15 protein-coding genes are annotated in these 15,841 nt (G+C 51.2%); 9 read left to right on the top strand and 6 right to left on the bottom strand.

The features are described from left to right. The first annotated feature begins 162 nt into the window (after positions 1–162). A complete protein-coding gene (locus ABFX35_RS19410; protein WP_346082653.1) occupies positions 163–714 on the top strand; it encodes an MltR family transcriptional regulator in 552 nt (183 codons plus the stop codon). Here ABFX35_RS19410 and ABFX35_RS19415 read toward each other — a convergent pair. After that, complete coding sequence (locus tag ABFX35_RS19415) at positions 711–1,319, bottom strand: LysE family translocator (RefSeq protein ID WP_095846447.1); 609 nt, start codon at positions 1,317–1,319, stop codon at positions 711–713. The genes ABFX35_RS19410 and ABFX35_RS19415 overlap by 4 nt on opposite strands. Positions 1,320–1,460: 141 nt before the next feature. Between ABFX35_RS19415 and ABFX35_RS19420 the strand changes: the two genes are divergently transcribed. From ABFX35_RS19420 to ABFX35_RS19450, 7 genes are all read left to right on the top strand, one after another. Further along, positions 1,461–2,927, top strand: coding sequence for an aminotransferase-like domain-containing protein (locus ABFX35_RS19420; protein WP_346082526.1), 1,467 nt, complete (start codon positions 1,461–1,463; stop codon positions 2,925–2,927). Between the two features lie 79 nt (positions 2,928–3,006). Further along, a complete protein-coding gene (locus tag ABFX35_RS19425; protein WP_121525426.1) occupies positions 3,007–3,369 on the top strand; it encodes a YibL family ribosome-associated protein in 363 nt (120 codons plus the stop codon). A 1,158-nt stretch (positions 3,370–4,527) separates the two neighbouring features. Continuing rightward, a complete protein-coding gene (locus ABFX35_RS19430) occupies positions 4,528–5,142 on the top strand; it encodes a fimbrial protein (RefSeq protein WP_279026148.1) in 615 nt (204 codons plus the stop codon). Positions 5,143–5,199: 57 nt separating this feature from the next. Beyond that, positions 5,200–5,937, top strand: a complete 738-nt coding sequence (locus ABFX35_RS19435; protein WP_346082528.1) for a fimbrial biogenesis chaperone — start codon at positions 5,200–5,202, stop codon at positions 5,935–5,937. A gap of 61 nt (positions 5,938–5,998) precedes the next feature. Then, on the top strand, positions 5,999–8,509 hold the full coding sequence (locus ABFX35_RS19440; protein ID WP_346082530.1) for a fimbria/pilus outer membrane usher protein: 2,511 nt from the start codon (positions 5,999–6,001) through the stop codon (positions 8,507–8,509). Continuing rightward, positions 8,487–9,578, top strand: a complete 1,092-nt coding sequence (locus ABFX35_RS19445) for a fimbrial protein (protein WP_346082531.1) — start codon at positions 8,487–8,489, stop codon at positions 9,576–9,578. The genes ABFX35_RS19440 and ABFX35_RS19445 overlap by 23 nt, the downstream gene beginning before the upstream one ends. Positions 9,579–9,590: 12 nt before the next feature. Beyond that, positions 9,591–10,229: a fimbrial protein gene (locus ABFX35_RS19450; protein ID WP_346082532.1), complete on the top strand. Its 639-nt coding sequence runs from the start codon at positions 9,591–9,593 to the stop codon at positions 10,227–10,229. A 183-nt stretch (positions 10,230–10,412) separates the two neighbouring features. Here ABFX35_RS19450 and ABFX35_RS19455 read toward each other — a convergent pair whose 3' ends face one another. The 5 genes from ABFX35_RS19455 to ABFX35_RS19475 all read right to left on the bottom strand — a co-directional run bounded on the left by ABFX35_RS19455 (position 10,413) and on the right by ABFX35_RS19475 (position 15,104). Then, positions 10,413–11,006, bottom strand: a complete 594-nt coding sequence (locus ABFX35_RS19455) for a helix-turn-helix transcriptional regulator (RefSeq protein WP_279026156.1) — start codon at positions 11,004–11,006, stop codon at positions 10,413–10,415. A gap of 580 nt (positions 11,007–11,586) precedes the next feature. Beyond that, the gene (locus ABFX35_RS19460) at positions 11,587–12,360 is read right to left on the bottom strand and encodes a class I SAM-dependent methyltransferase (protein WP_346082533.1); all 774 of its coding nucleotides are present in this window, start codon (positions 12,358–12,360) and stop codon (positions 11,587–11,589) included. 91 nt (positions 12,361–12,451) lie between these two features. Further along, positions 12,452–13,123 (bottom strand): 6-hydroxyaminopurine reductase, encoded by a 672-nt coding sequence (yiiM, locus tag ABFX35_RS19465; protein ID WP_346082534.1) that lies wholly within the window; start codon positions 13,121–13,123, stop codon positions 12,452–12,454. A gap of 177 nt (positions 13,124–13,300) precedes the next feature. After that, positions 13,301–13,924, bottom strand: coding sequence for a superoxide dismutase [Mn] (gene sodA, locus ABFX35_RS19470; RefSeq protein WP_346082535.1), 624 nt, complete (start codon positions 13,922–13,924; stop codon positions 13,301–13,303). A 154-nt stretch (positions 13,925–14,078) separates the two neighbouring features. Beyond that, a complete protein-coding gene (locus ABFX35_RS19475; RefSeq protein ID WP_346082537.1) occupies positions 14,079–15,104 on the bottom strand; it encodes a LacI family DNA-binding transcriptional regulator in 1,026 nt (341 codons plus the stop codon). A gap of 294 nt (positions 15,105–15,398) precedes the next feature. Here ABFX35_RS19475 and ABFX35_RS19480 point away from each other — a divergent pair, with 294 nt between their 5' ends. Next, positions 15,399–15,839: a PTS sugar transporter subunit IIA gene (locus tag ABFX35_RS19480; protein WP_346082539.1), complete on the top strand. Its 441-nt coding sequence runs from the start codon at positions 15,399–15,401 to the stop codon at positions 15,837–15,839. Positions 15,840–15,841: the final 2 nt, after the last annotated feature.

The raw sequence follows: 15,841 nt of genomic DNA on the forward strand, positions 1-15,841 counted from the left end.
TCAGGCCCGCGCATCTGCCGCTTAAAATAAGAGGGGGATAAATGCATTTTCTCTGGTTAGGGAGGAGGCCGGGTGAGCAACATTCGTGATATTGTTCACGCTTATCCAAAACTTCCCCTGTCGGGAGAAGGGATCCCACTCCACGCCATACGAAGAACGACGATGGAAGAAGCGCAGGCATTTGAAAATAAGGTTCTGGAAAAGCTTAACGCCGGCAAGACGGTGCGCAGCTTCCTGATTGCAGCGGTGGATCTGCTGGCGGAAGCGCTCAACGTGCTGGTAGTGCAGGTTTTTCGCAAGGATGACTATGCGGTGAAATACGCCGTCGAACCGCTGTTATCCGGTGCCGGCCCGCTGGGCGAACTGTCTGTGCGCCTGAAGCTGATGTACGGGCTTGGGGTGATTTCCCGCCATGAATATGAAGACGCTGAGCTGTTGATGGCGCTGCGCGAAGAGTTAAACCACGACGGCAGCGAATACCGTTTCGTTGATGATGAAATCCTTGGCCCGTTTGGCGAATTGCACTGCGTGGCGGTGCTGCCGCCGGTGCCGACGTTCCTGCAACCCGGCGAAGCCGACGAATTGCTGATCGCCATGCAGCACCAGCGTTATCAGCAAATGGTGCGTTCCACCATGGTGCTGTCCCTCACCGAGCTGATCGCCGGCATCGGCGCCAAACAGCCTTCCCGCCTTTCTCCGCTCGGCCCGGCTTAAGCCAGGGCGATCCGCCACTCATCATACAGCAGCCACAACGCCGTGGCCGCCATCAATCCGGCCATGATCCCGTTAAACACCCGCAGCTTCCAGGCCACGCGCAGGGCAGTGCGCAGCCGATCGCCCATGAGCGCCCACACCAACACGCAGGGAATATTCAATAAGGTGAAACCGGCGATGATCGCCAGCGTTTGATGCAGGCTGGCGCCGCTGCGCGGGGTAAACAAAATAGCCACGTTGATCGCCATCAGCCAGGCTTTCGGGTTCACCGCCTGAAACAGCGCGCCGGCGATAAAGCGCATTGGCTTGGCCTGCTGTTTGGCCGTGGGCGTTGCAGCCTGAAACAGCTTCCACGACAGCCACAGCAGGTAGGCGCAGCCCATCAGCGCCAGTGGGAAACGCAGCCCGCTGGCGCCGCTGAGAATAACGTTGAGCATGGAGGTGGTTAGCGCGAGCTGCACCGCGCAGCCGGCGCCGATGCCAAAAATCATCGGCAGCGTCCGGCGCAGGCCAAAGTTGACGCCGGATGAGGCCAGCAGCAGGTTATTCGGCCCCGGGGTTATCGACATCACGGTGACGTAGCTGATAAAAGCAGAATCCAGCATAAAAAAGCTCCTAAAACAGGGTGTTGGGCAGTAACACCAGCATAAGGCGCTTGGCGTGATGGTGACAGAACCAGAGATCGGCTATTGTGATGGATACAGTTTGTTAAAGATGAAACTGTACCCATTGCCTGGAGATAAACTGTGTTTCTTGATGAATCCACTGCGGAAACGCGCTATTTACAATTGGCCGAAACGCTGGCGGAGGCCATTCGCCGTGGCACGCTACAGCCTGGCAGCCGCGTGCCTTCCGTGCGCCGCTGCGCGCAGAGCCACAGCGTCAGTATCAATACCGTGGTGGCGGCTTACCGTATGCTGGAAGATCGCGGGCTGATCGAGGCGCGGCCGCAGTCCGGCTTCTATGTGCGCAGTACGTTGCCGGCGCTGAAAGCGGCTTCGCCGCCGAGCGATCGTATTGAAAAGCCGGCGGATGACGTGCTGGCGCTGATCGATACGGTGTTCGCCGCCCAGCAGAATCCGGCGTTTACCAACCTGTCGCTGGCCTGCCCGCAGACGGCGGATTTTTATCCCGGCGGTAAACTGGGGCGCATGCTGGCTTCACAACTGCGGCGCCAGCCGGATTTGATCGGCCAATATGCGCTGCCGCCCGGCAGCCTGCGGCTGCGCCAGCAGATCGCTCGCCGCGGGATGGCGCTGGGTATGCTGCTGGAGCCGGGTGACGTGGTGCTGACGCACGGCTGCATGGAGGCGCTGCAACTGGCATTGCGCGCTACCACCAAACCCGGTGACTGCATCGGGCTAGAGTCACCCACCTATTTTTACCTGTTGCCACTGTTGGCCAGCCTGGGGTTGAAGGCGCTGGAAATCCCCACCGATCCGCAGCATGGCCTGTCGTTGGATGCGCTGGAACTGCTGTTGGACGAGAAGCGGCTGAATGCGGTTATCGCCATGCCGACGGTGCAGAATCCGTTGGGGTGCACGATGCCGCTGGCGGCAAAAAAGCGGCTGGCCCGGCTGATGAACGATCACCAGGTGCCGTTGATCGAGGATGGGCTGTATGCCGAAATCCAGTTTGGCGGTGTGCTGGAGCCGGCGGTAAAAGCCTTTGACCATGGCGGCTGGGTGCTGTTTTGCTCCAGCTTCACCAAAACGCTGGCGCCGGATTTCCGCATTGGCTGGATGGCCGGCGGGCGCTTTAGCGATGCGTTGCGTAAGCTGAAGGCGGTATCATCGATGGCGGAGTCGCAGCTGCTGTCGGAAACGCTGGCCACGTTTCTGGCCAGCGGGGGGTACGATCACCACTTGCGCAATCTGCGTAAACGCTATGCCGCCCAGGTGGATGAGGCGCGAGCGATTATCGCTCGCCACTTCCCGCGCGGAACGCGCGCCACCCAGCCGGCGGGCGGTTTTGTTTTCTGGGTTGAGTTCCCGCACGGGGTGGACTGCGTGCAGTTGTTTCACCAGTTGCTGGATGAGCACATCTGCCTGACGCCGGGTATGCTCTATTCACCCAGCGGCCGTTATCGCAATGGGCTGCGCCTTTCCTGCTGCTATCCGTTCAACGAACGCTACAGACAGGCTTTAGCACGCGTCGGGGCCCGGGCTTGTGCGATGAGCGGCCTGCCAGCCGGGATCGCATCGGGCGGGTAACCGGCTGCGCATTTTGCTACAATGCCGCACTGAAAATCACTTCTTAGCGTGCCGCAAGCGGCACAACAGGCCGGATACCATGAAAGAGATAGAAAAGGCAGAGATTAAGCGCCTGAGCGACCAACTGGATGCACTGAACCACAAGGATAGCCAGGTGATCCAACAGGGCAACCCGGATCTGATCGCGCAACACAATAAAGAAAAAGAAACGCTGGCGGCGGAAATTGAGCGGCTGAAAAACGTGCGCGTGCAGAAGCTGAGCAGCGAGGCGCAAAAGCTGGAAAAGCTGCCGTTCAGCCGTGAGATCACCAAGAAAGAGCAGGCGGATATGGGCGCGCTGAAGAAAAGCGTGCGCGGCCTGATCGTGGTGCACCCGATGACCGCGCTGGGCCGTGAAATGGGGCTGAAAGCGGTAACCGGCTACGCTAAAAAACCTTTCTGATCCCGCCTGCCGAATACGTCAGCAGTGGGTATGCACACTGCTGATGCCTCGTTATCCAGTCAATCAACGGGTTGCGGGCACGTCTTCCCTGCGTCAGCTTACTTAGGCTTTGCTCGTTTTTACCGCCTATAGTCCTTTTTTCCTCTCGGTATCCCACTATTTTGCGATGGTGAACCATAGTCACGTTTTCCCACAAATATTCCCCGAACGATAGACAAACATGAGGTCAACTGGAACGAATGGCTAAATACCAGATGTATATGAGTTCCGGCAGATGAAGCGATGTGCGTGCGGCGTTAAGCTTGGAGTAATGTAAAAACTTGGGTAGACACACAGGTGAATCGCATGTTTGAAAATCCGAAGAGCTGAAATCCATATCCTAATAAAAATAATCATAACAGTTATTTTAATATTTATAACGTGGTCAATACCACTTAAGTAGTATAAATAAGGATATTTAGTATGAAGGGCTAAATAAAATAAATTAAGAAGCAAACCGAAGCTCATTTATTGTTTGTATTGTTTGTATTGTTTTAGTTTAACAGTGTAATAAATCATTACATCATTTGATTGTTTTTTGAACATTGGTTTAAGTGCTGCAGAAATAAACTATCGAGTTTTCTATAGTGGGCTCCATAGTAAAAGTATCGATGAGTAATCGATTGGACGGTATTAACGAGCGTCTACATATTAAGAAAATTCCCAGTGGTAACATGAAATTAGCTACATAATAACTTTACGTAACTAATCAATTTTTTTTGGAAAATATGGTTTGGTGCATGAAGCGAAATACGCCACTAATAAAGATGTCATTGTTGAATATTTGAACTCTAATGGAAATATAAACAGCAAGTAAACAGCGAGATCAAAAAATAGGCATGTTGTAAAAATTGATCTGCATCAATTGCAAGAATAAGTCGTAGAGGAGTACGATCCCTAACGTTGATTAAAGTTTTTCCTAAAATGGAAAATTCAATAATTGATTGAGCTCGTATGCGAGTGAGATTGGTTTTTGTGTGTAAAAATTAACTTCATTGATTAAACAGGTGGGCTATGGAAATGTTTTAATTTTGTAATAGTTCAGGCTAAGGATTGATGTCAATCTGATTTCAGATTATGCATTTTTAAAATAGGGTTCACAAAAAACGAGTTATTTGTATGAAAGATAAAATTTTTACTCGAGCTTTATTGGCAGTTGCAATGGGTGGTTTAGCGCTTTCAGGTACTGCGATGGCGACAACCAGTTCATCAGTTGGTGGGGGTACGATTACGTTTTCCGGCTCCGTAACCGATACGACATGTAACGTTACGACTAACAATGGCAGCGACTTTACAGTTAGCCTTGAACCGATAACTACGGATGCACTCGGCACCTCCACGGGGATTCTTACCAGTGGCGCGACCGCATTTACTATCGCGGTCTCCGGTTGTTCGGGGTATACGGCAACTAGCACGACGGCTCAGGCGCTGGATATAACATTTAGTGGCGCTAACATTTCAGATGATGAAACCTATCTGAAAAATGCGACTGGGACCGCTACTGGCGTTGGTATTGCTCTTACCAGCGATGGATCCAAAGCAATTACATTGGATACAGCATTGGATACTGGGTTAGCAACTACCAGTTCTAGCAGTTCAACTGATTCCGCGGTATATGACACGGGTGCAGCGGGCGATATTACCTACTATGCAAATTACTATAACTATGGTGGTTCTAGCGTTACCACCGGTAGCGTTGTAACAACAGCAACCTACGTATTTAGCTACGAATGACAGGTAGTGGAGCCCGGCCCGGTGTACCAGGCTCCATTTATTATAAGGAGTGGAAATATGTTTAACTTTGGCAAATATTTTTTGGTGGCTGTTTCCTTGCTCTCTGGCCAAGCATCAGCCAGCGTAGTTATAAATAGGACCCGATTGGTTTATCCTTCAGATGAAAGCAGTGTTTCTGTGCAACTGCTTAATAAGTCACGTACGGTTCATCTTGTCCAGGCATGGATCGATGATGGAAATCCGCAGTCTCGTCCGGAAGACGTCCATGCCCCTTTTATCGTTTCGCCTCCGGTCGTCAAAATTGATGGCGAAGGTGGCCAGACGCTAAAAGTATTATTGACAGGTTCCTCAAGCAAACTTCCTCAAGATCGCGAGTCTGTATTCTGGCTTAACGTTCTTGATGTCCCCCCCATGCCCGATAAGCATGGTAGCAATTACATGCAAGTTGCACTGCGTAATCGCATCAAGTTATTTTGGCGGCCTGCAGGGCTTTCGATAGCCGTCGATGATATTCCTAAGTATGTTGCTTTATCTCGTGGTGCCGATGGGAAAGCCTGTATCAACAATAAATCACCTTATTATCTGACGATAGTGCAAATAATGCGCTGGGATGGGAAAAGCTACACCCCTCAAAAAGGGAGGGTTACGGATAATTTCCTGAAGAAAGCGGTTTTTGTGCCGCCGTTCTCTTGTACAACGCCGGAAGAAATCCGGGGGAATTTATCATCGGGCACTTACCAAATGGTTAGAATCGACGATTATGGCTCGAAAGTACCATCCGTTGCTAAATTTTAATCACCAGGCTCCACAAGTTAATACTATCTGTTGATACCTTGCCAGTAAGAGTGTGATAGGAATGCATATTTTAGCCGATCGAAGCTTTAAACTGGCCTTGTTATCTTTGGCTATAATTGCTGGCCTACAGGGTAAGGTGCACGCTGCTGCAGGATTCGACACCAGTTTTCTCGTGGGGGAAGCGGCAAGCGTGAACTGGAACTCTTCAGATAAAAAAATCGCAGCCGGCACTTATTTGTTCGATGTGTATATCAACAGTACATGGCGTGGTAAATATAAATTTATTATTACCGATGATAATAAAATGAAAATAAGTCGGGAAGCCGTCCCCCTCATTGGTATTACTGATGCAGATGATATCCTCAAGCAGGCAACGGCGGGTCAGTGGGTCGATGTTGATTTACTTCTGCATGGCGGTCAGTCCTCACTGAGCAGTGGTCAACTGCGGGTAAATCTTACGATACCACAGGCCTTTGTCACTAAATTTGATGCCCGCTGGCTTCCGCCGTCTCAGTGGGATGAGGGTATTAATGGTCTCTATACCACCTATAATGCAAACTATTATCATGCCTGGCGATCAGATGGGATCAGTGATACTGACAATCTATATTTAACGCTGAATAGCGGCCTTGATCTGGGGGGGAGCCACCTGGTTGATAAATCTGTCTATCGTAAAACCCGTGCAAACCCTAATGGCTATTGGACGAATAATGAACGCTATATCGAACGGCCTTTCCCTTCCCTTCACTCTGTTATCCGGGTGGGTGAAAGTTATACCGGCTCGGACTGGTTCGATTCCCTCCGCTATAAGGGGATCTTACTGAAGCAAGAACAGAAAATGTACCCGGATATATATCGTACATATATGCCGGTTATCTATGGGGTGGCAAAAACTAACTCTGTCATTAGGGTATACCAAAGCGGCAGTGTGATTTATCAGAATAGCGTTCCGCCAGGTCCGTTTGCGATCAGGGATCTCATGCCGACGGGATCGCGTGGTGATCTGACCGTTAAAGTACAGAATGCAGATGGAACCGTTGAATCTTTTGTGGTTCCTTTTTCTACGTTGTCGGACATGTTAAGGCCCGGCTCGTCTGAATGGCTGTTCAATGCCGGGCAGGTGGATGTCCGCGATGTCGATAGCCATCCTGATTTTATGCAGGGGAGTTTTTCTCATGGTATCAATAATTACCTGACGTTATATGCCGGAGGAACGCTGAGTGAAAAATACCACTCGATACTGGGAGGGGTGGCTTTTTCCGTTCCTTATATAGGCTCATTATCGCTGAGTGTTGATGACGCGAAGGCCGAGCTTGGCGATGAGACAACTCATGCAGGGCAACGCTATAAAATATCATGGAGCCGGTACTTCCCCACCCGGACAAACCTGACGTTAGCGACGTATTATTATGATACGCAGAATTACTTGTCATTTTACGATACGGTAAAATTAAATGCGCTTTTCAAAAAAGGCTATAGCGCCAGTAGCTATAAGCGAAGCAAACATACGCTCAGCGCAACGCTTGATCAGCCACTTCCCGATGATTGGGGGAAAATCGCTTTACGAGGCAGCTATAGCACCTACTGGCAGTCAATGCAGAAAACCAAACAATATTCAGTCACGTACAGTAACTCTTGGCGCGATATCTCTTACAGCGTGGCGGCTTCACGCATTCATTACGAATACGATCCAAATGATGACAGTAGTGAATATGATGAGGCTAACTATGGCATCGTGAAATCCGATGAAAGCCGGATTGATTTATCTTTGACCATCCCGTTTAGCATTTTTGGTCGGCAGGCCAGCTTGAGCAGTAATCTATATGCTGCCAATGGCCGATATAGTTCATCAACGGTGGGTATTAACGGCGCCACCCAGACGGTGGGCTATAGCGCCAGTTTTTCTGACAGCCAGTCGTCAGCTTCACGTTCAGCAAGCCTTTATGCAGATTGGCAATCGCCATGGAGCAAACTGACCGCAAGTTATACCGATGCTAGCAGCTATCGTCAAATGGGGGCATCGGCGAGCGGCACGTTGATGCTGTGGCGTGGCGGATTATTGGCTTCCGGCGATACGGGGAACACTTTTGTAATACTGGATGCTCCTGGCGCCGCTGGCGCTATTGTAAATAATAATCCTGGGGTGCAAACCAATAGCCGTGGTCAGGCACTGATTGCATCAGCTTCTGCTTACAGACGGAATAAATTTATAATGGATGATAAAAATAGCTCTAATAAGGGGCAGGCGGAAATATTGGGCAACGTCGCCTACGCCGCGCCTTGGTACGGCAGTATATCCTACCTCAAATATCAGACCGACAGGCGCCAGGTTTTTACTTTTGATGCCGAATTGAATAATGGCGAGCCGTTGCCGTTTGGCGCATCAATTTTGAATAAGCAGAAAGAAGATACCGGGTATGTTGCCCAGGGATCGCAGCTCTATGTTAAGTCGGAGGCCCTGCCGGAAATACTCTATGTCCGGTATACCGACAGCAGCAGTAAAAAAGAACGCCTTTGCGCCATCAGCCACCCTGTAGAGGAGCATCGCAATGAATGTACCCCGGCTCAATAACCGTTGGCCTATACATAAAACTTGTCTATTTTTTTTAGCGGGAAGTATGTTGGCGCTTTCAGGCTTCTCTTATGCTCAGTGCTGGCCAACTTCATCACTGCTTTCTCCCATTGCGTCGGATGTACATTCGGCTACTTCGACTTGGGATATATCCAGCCTATTGACCTCGACGGATAACGCTACAGGAAGTGCTTCTACTACCTGGACGTCGAACGCTGGGGCCATGTATTGTACGATACTTTCAACTGCCTACGTGGTTTCTCCGATGAGCGGTGGATATTACGTCCATTTTACCGATACTAGCAACGATGTTGATCAGTGGGTCAAATTCACGGCAACTGCGGATGAAACTACTCTTCCTCTTGGTTCAATTCTTGTGGTCACCTATTACAATCTCAGTGCTTACCAGGTCACTTATACCATTACCGCAGAGCTGGTCGACAGCGATTCCGTTCCATCAAGTAGTTCTACAGTAAATGCCACCACAAGTATAGATCTGCCGGTGGTGGCCGTGGCGCGAAGCTCAAGCGCTACCGCGTCTGATGCGCTTGATGCTTTTTTGAGTAATTCCTGGAGTAATACACAGTGGATTGGCTATCAGCAAGTAGATGTCACATTCTCTCCGACGCCGACGACCTGTTCAGCGACGGATACGACCGTCACGCTGCCGACGATAAGTCCGACATCGTTGAAACAAGGTGAAGTCGGTAGTACCTCTTTCACCATCCCTTTGACATGCAGCGGCGCGCTGAACAGCGCCAGTACCCGTAATGTATCCGCGTGGTTTTACAGTGCTGATATAGTTAGCGGCCAAACGACGGTATTGCGTAATAGCGCCTCTGACAGTAGCGGCGTCGGGGTGAAAATTTTGAGTGACGGTAGCGACCTGACCTTTAGTGACAGCGCCGGGGTTCAGGGTGATGCAACGGAGATATCGTTGGTCTCTAAAGGCGATACGGTGGGCAGTTTGTCTTTGCCGCTGACCGCTGAGTATTACGTCTATGATGAATCGTCGCTGGCTGCGGGTAGTTTAACTGCTACGGCTGTGCTGTACCTAAACTACGACTGAGGAGCGAGTCATATGCTTAAGTTCTTGGCGATGATAGCAGGTTTTTTATTTTGTGCATTATATCAGGCGCCGGTTTATTCAGCGGCGGTTGCGCGTGCCGCGACTGTCACGGTGAGCGGCACCATTGCGGACACCACCTGCAGTATCAACAGTGACAACACCGATGCTAACGGCGACATGACTGTTATTTTGCCCAGTATCAACACCGCTGAGGCGATCACCTCTGGGGTGGGCACGGTTGGTGAACCGACAGAGTTTTCATTCACCGTAAGTGACTGCGACCCAAGCGGTGTGTGGGGGACCGCTGCCACAACAACCATTGGTACAAACGCGGCAACATTCTATCTTACCATCGACAGTAACAATGCCTCTGCGAATGGAGACTATATACAGAACTCGGGTACTGCCGAAGGCATCGGCATTTCGCTGAAAAACGAGACAGGCAATGCGATAACTCTGGGACAAGCTTTTACTTCCAATAATAAGAGTGTATTCGAGGCAAGCAATAGCGAAGCAGTTTGTAAACTCCTCAACACTGTAGGGATAAAGTGTGGTATTGCGCTATATGCCTATTATTACAATTATGGCGGATCCAGTATTTCTGCCGGTTCTGTTATCGCAACAGCAACATATACCATTAACTGGGAATGATTACCCGCTGGTACCATCTAAATAGAATGTCATTGAAATATTTATTTTGGTTTTTTGTGAATATTCGCATGCGTACTGGAGGAGTATCTATGTTTTTATTGGGTGTGAGTAATCATGTTCAAAATTTGAATGCATGACCCAATAGTTGAGAAAAGACTGTTTAGAACTTTAAAATAAGTAATATTAATGTCGGGCCTGTATACATAGAGATTTTGTCTTTTTGCTGATTTCATATTTGACAAGTAACTCCAATACATTAGCAGCCAAAAGTTTTCTCATGACGGCTCTTTTATGTGCACTGACTGTTTTTATACTTACACCCAGAATTCTTGCGATCGAGGTTGGATTATAGCCTTTCATATAATATCTTATGAAATTAATTTCACAGTATGTTAGTTTTCTTTTCGACTGATGAGTAGAAGTCTTAATGTTATAACTGTCATTTTCCCTTTGAATAAATCCGCCAATAGTATCAGGCTTAGAATGTATATCGATAAACTTAAACCGTCTGTCATTGATACCGTCTATAACTTTCCACACTGATGACGGGCAAATAAAAAAAATAATCTTATGTGACTTAAAAAAGTCAAGATGTGCTAATAAAAATCGATAGGCTTCCATAATATCACTTTGACTAATTATGAAAACCCCCGCTTCGGAAAATATAGCGTTTTTTATATGAATTTTTTCAAAGTAATAAGTGAGCCCATCCAGAGCAAAACGATCCTCTGATGCCATTTTAACGGTTAAGTTATCCACTTTCACCACGTGTAACATATATTATCCATACCTTAATTTATTGTTCTCATTCAGATGACTTGGCGTTATTAGTCGTCAGTTGTCATGAATTATGGATGTTTATCCTAATTCTATTAAATATAATTCTCCACCCATACAGGTATTATATTAAAATAAATATATGTAATATTTTGTTTCTATGGTAATTGCAATCCAAGGTATGTTGCTGGATGTTTATTCTGATATGGAAAATTATTTTTCCGTATGATGCCCATCTGTTGCATATGATATTGCAGATACAATTGGGAATGGTGCGGCGGAGTGTTTTATGGCTGATTAATTACAAATCAAGTGGCTATCGACATTTTAATATTGGCTTGGCCCTCCGCCAATAACCTTAATTCTTTAAGGTTACGCATTACATCGCCCATAATATTAATTTCTGATCGTGGTGTATTGTCTATAAGTGGTATTTTTATTACCCCAATATGATTGGAATTACTATCTTATCGTATCAGCAGACTGTTATTTTACACATTGCTTCGTTAAGTACGCTGGCGGGGTAAACGGCCGTGTATTGAAACCTGTTGCCGGCGCTTCCCCGCGCCCGGCGCAGTTTTTATTCCAGCTTGGTAGTGACGAACGCCTGGGTTTGGTAAGGCACCGTTACGGTTTCCTTGCCGCACAGTTCTTCTTCCGCCGCCACCAGCTCACGCAACTGTGCGATCACCTGTTCCTGCTGCGCCTGCGGCAGGGCGGCGATAAAGCTGGTTGAGCGCACCCGGTTGTAAATCACGTCTTCGGTGGCGCCTCTGTGGCCGAACATAAACCCTTGCTCCCGCAGGCTATCAAAATGCTTCACCGGGAACAGACTGCGCCACGCGCCGGAATAGAAACGCGGCACGTCCCCTTCGTAGCGATCGACAATCTGGTTGAGTTTGCGCACCCAGTTCACGCGCGCATCGCGCATGTTCCAAATCAGCCCGAGTTTGCCGCCCGGCTTCAGAACGCGGCGGATTTCCGCCAGCGCCGCCGGGGTGGCAAACCAGTGGAAGGACTGTGCGCACACCACGGCGTCGACGGATTCGTCCGGCAGCGGGATGGCTTCGGCGGTTCCCGCCAGGGTCTTTACCTGCGGCAGCGCGGCGGCCAGCTTTTCACGCATCTGCAACACCGGCTCGACGGCGATCACCTGCGCCCCGGTTTCCAGCAGGCGGGCGGTGAATTTGCCGGTGCCCGCGCCGAGATCGATCGCGGTTTTCCCCGGCTGCAGGCCGACGGCTTCGCGCAGCCATGCGCTGACTTCTGGTGGATAATCCGGGCGGCCTTTAACGTAGTATTCCGCATTGGCCTGATAACCTTCGGCTGCGGCAGGATGGATGAGTTGTGTCATGGTCTTTGCCTATCTGTTTAATCTCTCACGTTGCTGGGGTGCCAGCGTGTTATGTGGCCCATCCCTGACCCTTGCGCGCTGTGTCTATCCGTTAGTGGCCGAACAGGCGCCGGTTGAAATCTTCGATCTTGCCGGTGGTGATGCGCGCCAGCATGGTTTTGCTCCAGGTGGCGGACAGCCCAGCAGCCGCCAGCAGGCGGTGGTATTGTTCTTCGTCGAACGGCATATGCCAGGCGATGCTGATGGCCTCCGCCACCGAGATTTCGCTGTTGCGCGCCGCCAGCGTTAACGGGCGATCGCCGCTCACTTCACCGCTGGCGATCACCCGGTACAGCCAGCCGCAGCGGCCACTTTGCTGCATCAATAGCGAAATATCGTCGATATCGCAATGGAAATTGAGTTTAAAGCAGGGGGAACGCGGCTGAGTGACCTGAATCAACGCCTCGCCCCAGTGGAAGATATCGCCGATAAATACGTTGTGCTCAGTCAGGCCGAGGGTGGAGATATTCTCGCCGAAGGCGGGCGCGCAGAACTGCTCGGCCTGCACCGGAAACTGTGCGCGCCAGTGGTTGTAGTGTTCGCGCGGATAGTGGCACAGCGCGCGGTCCGGCCCGCCATGGTGGCGGGTTTCCGCCTGCTCATCGCCCGCCAGCCCCTGCGGGGTGAGCTGAACGGCACCGTCCACCTGGCGCTTGGCGATCGCGCTCGGGCGCCCGCCCTCGTAAGGTTGAATGCCGCCAATATAAACGTCGGGGTGGTGCATGTGAGCCTCCTTACTGTCACGTCAGGTTTCAGGATAGCGTGAGTTGCCGGCCAGGGACAGGATAAAGCGGTGCGGCCGTGATAGGGAAAACGGAAGCGGGGCAGCGGCGCGGAATCAGGGCAAAAAAAAACCGCTCCCCCGGTGGGGAAACGGTTAGCGTGGCTGGTGAGCGTGCGCTTATTTCGCGGCTTCGGCGAAGCGTTTGGCGGCTTCGTCCCAGTTCACGACGTTCCAGAAGGCCTTGATGTAATCAGGGCGTTTATTCTGATATTTCAGGTAGTAAGCATGTTCCCACACGTCCAGGCCGATAATCGGGAAGCCGGAAACGCCGGAAATGGCTTCGCCCATCAGCGGGCTGTCCTGGTTGGCGGTGGAAACCACAGCCAGTTTGCCGTCTTTCAGTACCAGCCAGGCCCAGCCGGAGCCGAAACGGGTGGCGGCGGCTTTCTCAAAGTCTTCCTGGAATTTTTCTACGCTGCCGAAATCGCGTTCGATGGCGGCTTTCAGCTCGCCAGACAGCGTGGTACCGGTTTTCAGCCCTTTCCAGAACAGGCTGTGGTTGGCGTGGCCGCCGGCGTTGTTGCGCAGCGCGGTTTTTTTGTCGGCCGGGACTTTATCCAGGTTGGCGATCAGCTCTTCAACAGACAGTTTGGCCAGTTCCGGCAGGCTTTCCAGCGCCGCGTTGGCGTTGTTGACGTAGGTTTGGTGGTGTTTGGTGTGATGGATTTCCATCGTCTGCTTGTCGAAGTGCGGTTCCAGTGCGTCATAGGCGTAAGGCAGGGATGGCAGTGAATAACTCATGATCATCATCTCCAGTGGTTTTTGGGCGGCGCAATATGTGAGCACCGCGTAAGCAGTTGGATCATTATAGTTAATTAATTGGTATTGAAAATGATTATCAATGCCCTATTAAGTATAAGGATTTGTGCAATCTGGCAAAAGCAACACGTTGTTTTTATACCTTGCCGGTGCTGGCGCGCATTTTAAGCGTTGCCGGCAGCTCATTGAATGCCGACGGTTCGTCGCCGTTTAACGCGGCAAGCAGGCGCTTGCCGGCCACTCGCCCCATCTCCTCATACGGCAGCGCGACGGTGGTCAGCGGCGGGGAGCAAACCGCAGAGAGATGGCCGCCGCCGATGCTGGCAATCGCCAACTGGCTGGGAATGGCGATGCCCGCGGCGTGGCAGGCCATGATCGCGCCGCAGGCGACCTCCTCCGCGGTGCAAATCAGCACATCCAGTTCAGGCCACGTCAGGCGGATCTCCGCCAGCAGCCCATGCCCGGTGGCGAAAGTCGGCTGTTGCGGCGAGGTGACTACGCGATGCGGCGCCTGATTCATCGCCAACATGCCGCTATGCCAGCCATTAAGCAACTGCCTGAAAATGGTGCTGTTGGTTTGGGTGCAGAGCAGGCCGAGATTACGGTAGCCGTTTTCAACCAGCTTTTGCACCAACTGGCGAATGGCTTTGGCGTAATCGACGCCGATGCTGATGCCGGGGGCATCGTGGCGCACGCCGCCAATGTCCATCACCGGTAAACCGGAGTTGCTCAGCAGACGGTGCGCGTCGGTGGCGTTATCGAAATTAAAATGCACCATCGCCGCCGGGTTGTAAGAGAGCAACATTTCGATCAGGTCTTTCTCTTCAGACGCCGAATGGTTGGCTTCCGCCAGCATCATGTTATAGCCCTGCGGGCGCAGCACGCTTTGCAGGGCTTCCGACACCGCCGCACAGCCGGGCGTGGCGAAAGAGGGCACCACCATGGTAATCAGGCGCGATGAGGCCGAAGCCAGATTACGTGCTTGCACGTTCGGCACATATCCCAGCTCAATCACCGCCGCATCGATCTTTTCGCGGATTTCAGGAGAGACTTTTTCCGGTACGCGCAGCGCGCGCGATGCGGTCATCGTACTGACACCCACTAAACGGGCGACATCGGCGAGGGTGCTTTTGCCGGTATTGCGCCGTCGTTTTTCTGCCATGGCGTTCTCCTGACTGGCCTATTTTTAACTGGACGCAGCTTAAGACCAAATGCGTTTGCGCGCTATGTTAAAAACCACACTTTTTGGTCATCGCACAAACCTGCGCTGCGCTTCAGAACATGCCAACCTACTTGCCACGGTGCAAACCACGCAACCGTAAATGCGAAAAATGTTAGCGGTAACTCATTTTTTAACAATAACTGTGTTACCGCTAACTTTTGCGACTAGTATCACAGAATGGCGTTCACTAAATCACCAGAATGCAGATCATTCACCAACCGACGGGAAATTAGCATGCTTACTCAGTGGCTCACCGCCGACGCTATCAACATCGTGGACGAGGTTATCGACTGGCAGGATGCGGTGCGCAAGTCCGCCGCACCGCTGCTGGCGCGGGGTGCCATTACGCCTGCGTATCTCGAGGCGATTTTCACCGCGCACGCTGAAATCGGCCCTTTCTATGTGCTGGCGCCTGGCCTGGCGATGCCGCATGCCCGCCCCGAACAGGGTGCGCACGAAAATGGCCTGTCGCTGCTGCATATCAAAAACGGCGTTAATTTTGATGCCGGGGAAAACGATCCGGTGTACGTGGTGATCATGCTGTGCGCCGTGTCCGGTGATGAGCACATCCAGATGATCACCCAGTTAGCTGAATTATTCAGCGATGAAGCACGCCTGCAACAATTGTTGACGGCAGATACCCTACCCGCCATTCAGGCGGCCATTAGCCAGTAATC

Origin of the sequence: Gibbsiella dentisursi, from assembly GCF_039539505.1 — a bacterium.
GTDB lineage: Bacteria > Pseudomonadota > Gammaproteobacteria > Enterobacterales > Enterobacteriaceae > Gibbsiella > Gibbsiella quercinecans.

Coding starts and splice junctions, on each gene's coding strand:
- ABFX35_RS19430 (WP_279026148.1), top strand. CDS start 4,528: ATGAAAGATAAAATTTTTACTCGAGCTTTATTGGCAGTTGCAATGGGT.
- ABFX35_RS19475 (WP_346082537.1), bottom strand. CDS start 15,104: ATGGCAGAAAAACGACGGCGCAATACCGGCAAAAGCACCCTCGCCGAT.
- ABFX35_RS19450 (WP_346082532.1), top strand. CDS start 9,591: ATGCTTAAGTTCTTGGCGATGATAGCAGGTTTTTTATTTTGTGCATTA.
- ABFX35_RS19425 (WP_121525426.1), top strand. CDS start 3,007: ATGAAAGAGATAGAAAAGGCAGAGATTAAGCGCCTGAGCGACCAACTG.
- ABFX35_RS19480 (WP_346082539.1), top strand. CDS start 15,399: ATGCTTACTCAGTGGCTCACCGCCGACGCTATCAACATCGTGGACGAG.
- ABFX35_RS19460 (WP_346082533.1), bottom strand. CDS start 12,360: ATGACACAACTCATCCATCCTGCCGCAGCCGAAGGTTATCAGGCCAAT.
- ABFX35_RS19435 (WP_346082528.1), top strand. CDS start 5,200: ATGTTTAACTTTGGCAAATATTTTTTGGTGGCTGTTTCCTTGCTCTCT.
- ABFX35_RS19440 (WP_346082530.1), top strand. CDS start 5,999: ATGCATATTTTAGCCGATCGAAGCTTTAAACTGGCCTTGTTATCTTTG.
- yiiM (WP_346082534.1), bottom strand. CDS start 13,123: ATGCACCACCCCGACGTTTATATTGGCGGCATTCAACCTTACGAGGGC.
- ABFX35_RS19455 (WP_279026156.1), bottom strand. CDS start 11,006: ATGTTACACGTGGTGAAAGTGGATAACTTAACCGTTAAAATGGCATCA.
- ABFX35_RS19410 (WP_346082653.1), top strand. CDS start 163: ATGGAAGAAGCGCAGGCATTTGAAAATAAGGTTCTGGAAAAGCTTAAC.
- sodA (WP_346082535.1), bottom strand. CDS start 13,924: ATGAGTTATTCACTGCCATCCCTGCCTTACGCCTATGACGCACTGGAA.
- ABFX35_RS19445 (WP_346082531.1), top strand. CDS start 8,487: ATGAATGTACCCCGGCTCAATAACCGTTGGCCTATACATAAAACTTGT.
- ABFX35_RS19415 (WP_095846447.1), bottom strand. CDS start 1,319: ATGCTGGATTCTGCTTTTATCAGCTACGTCACCGTGATGTCGATAACC.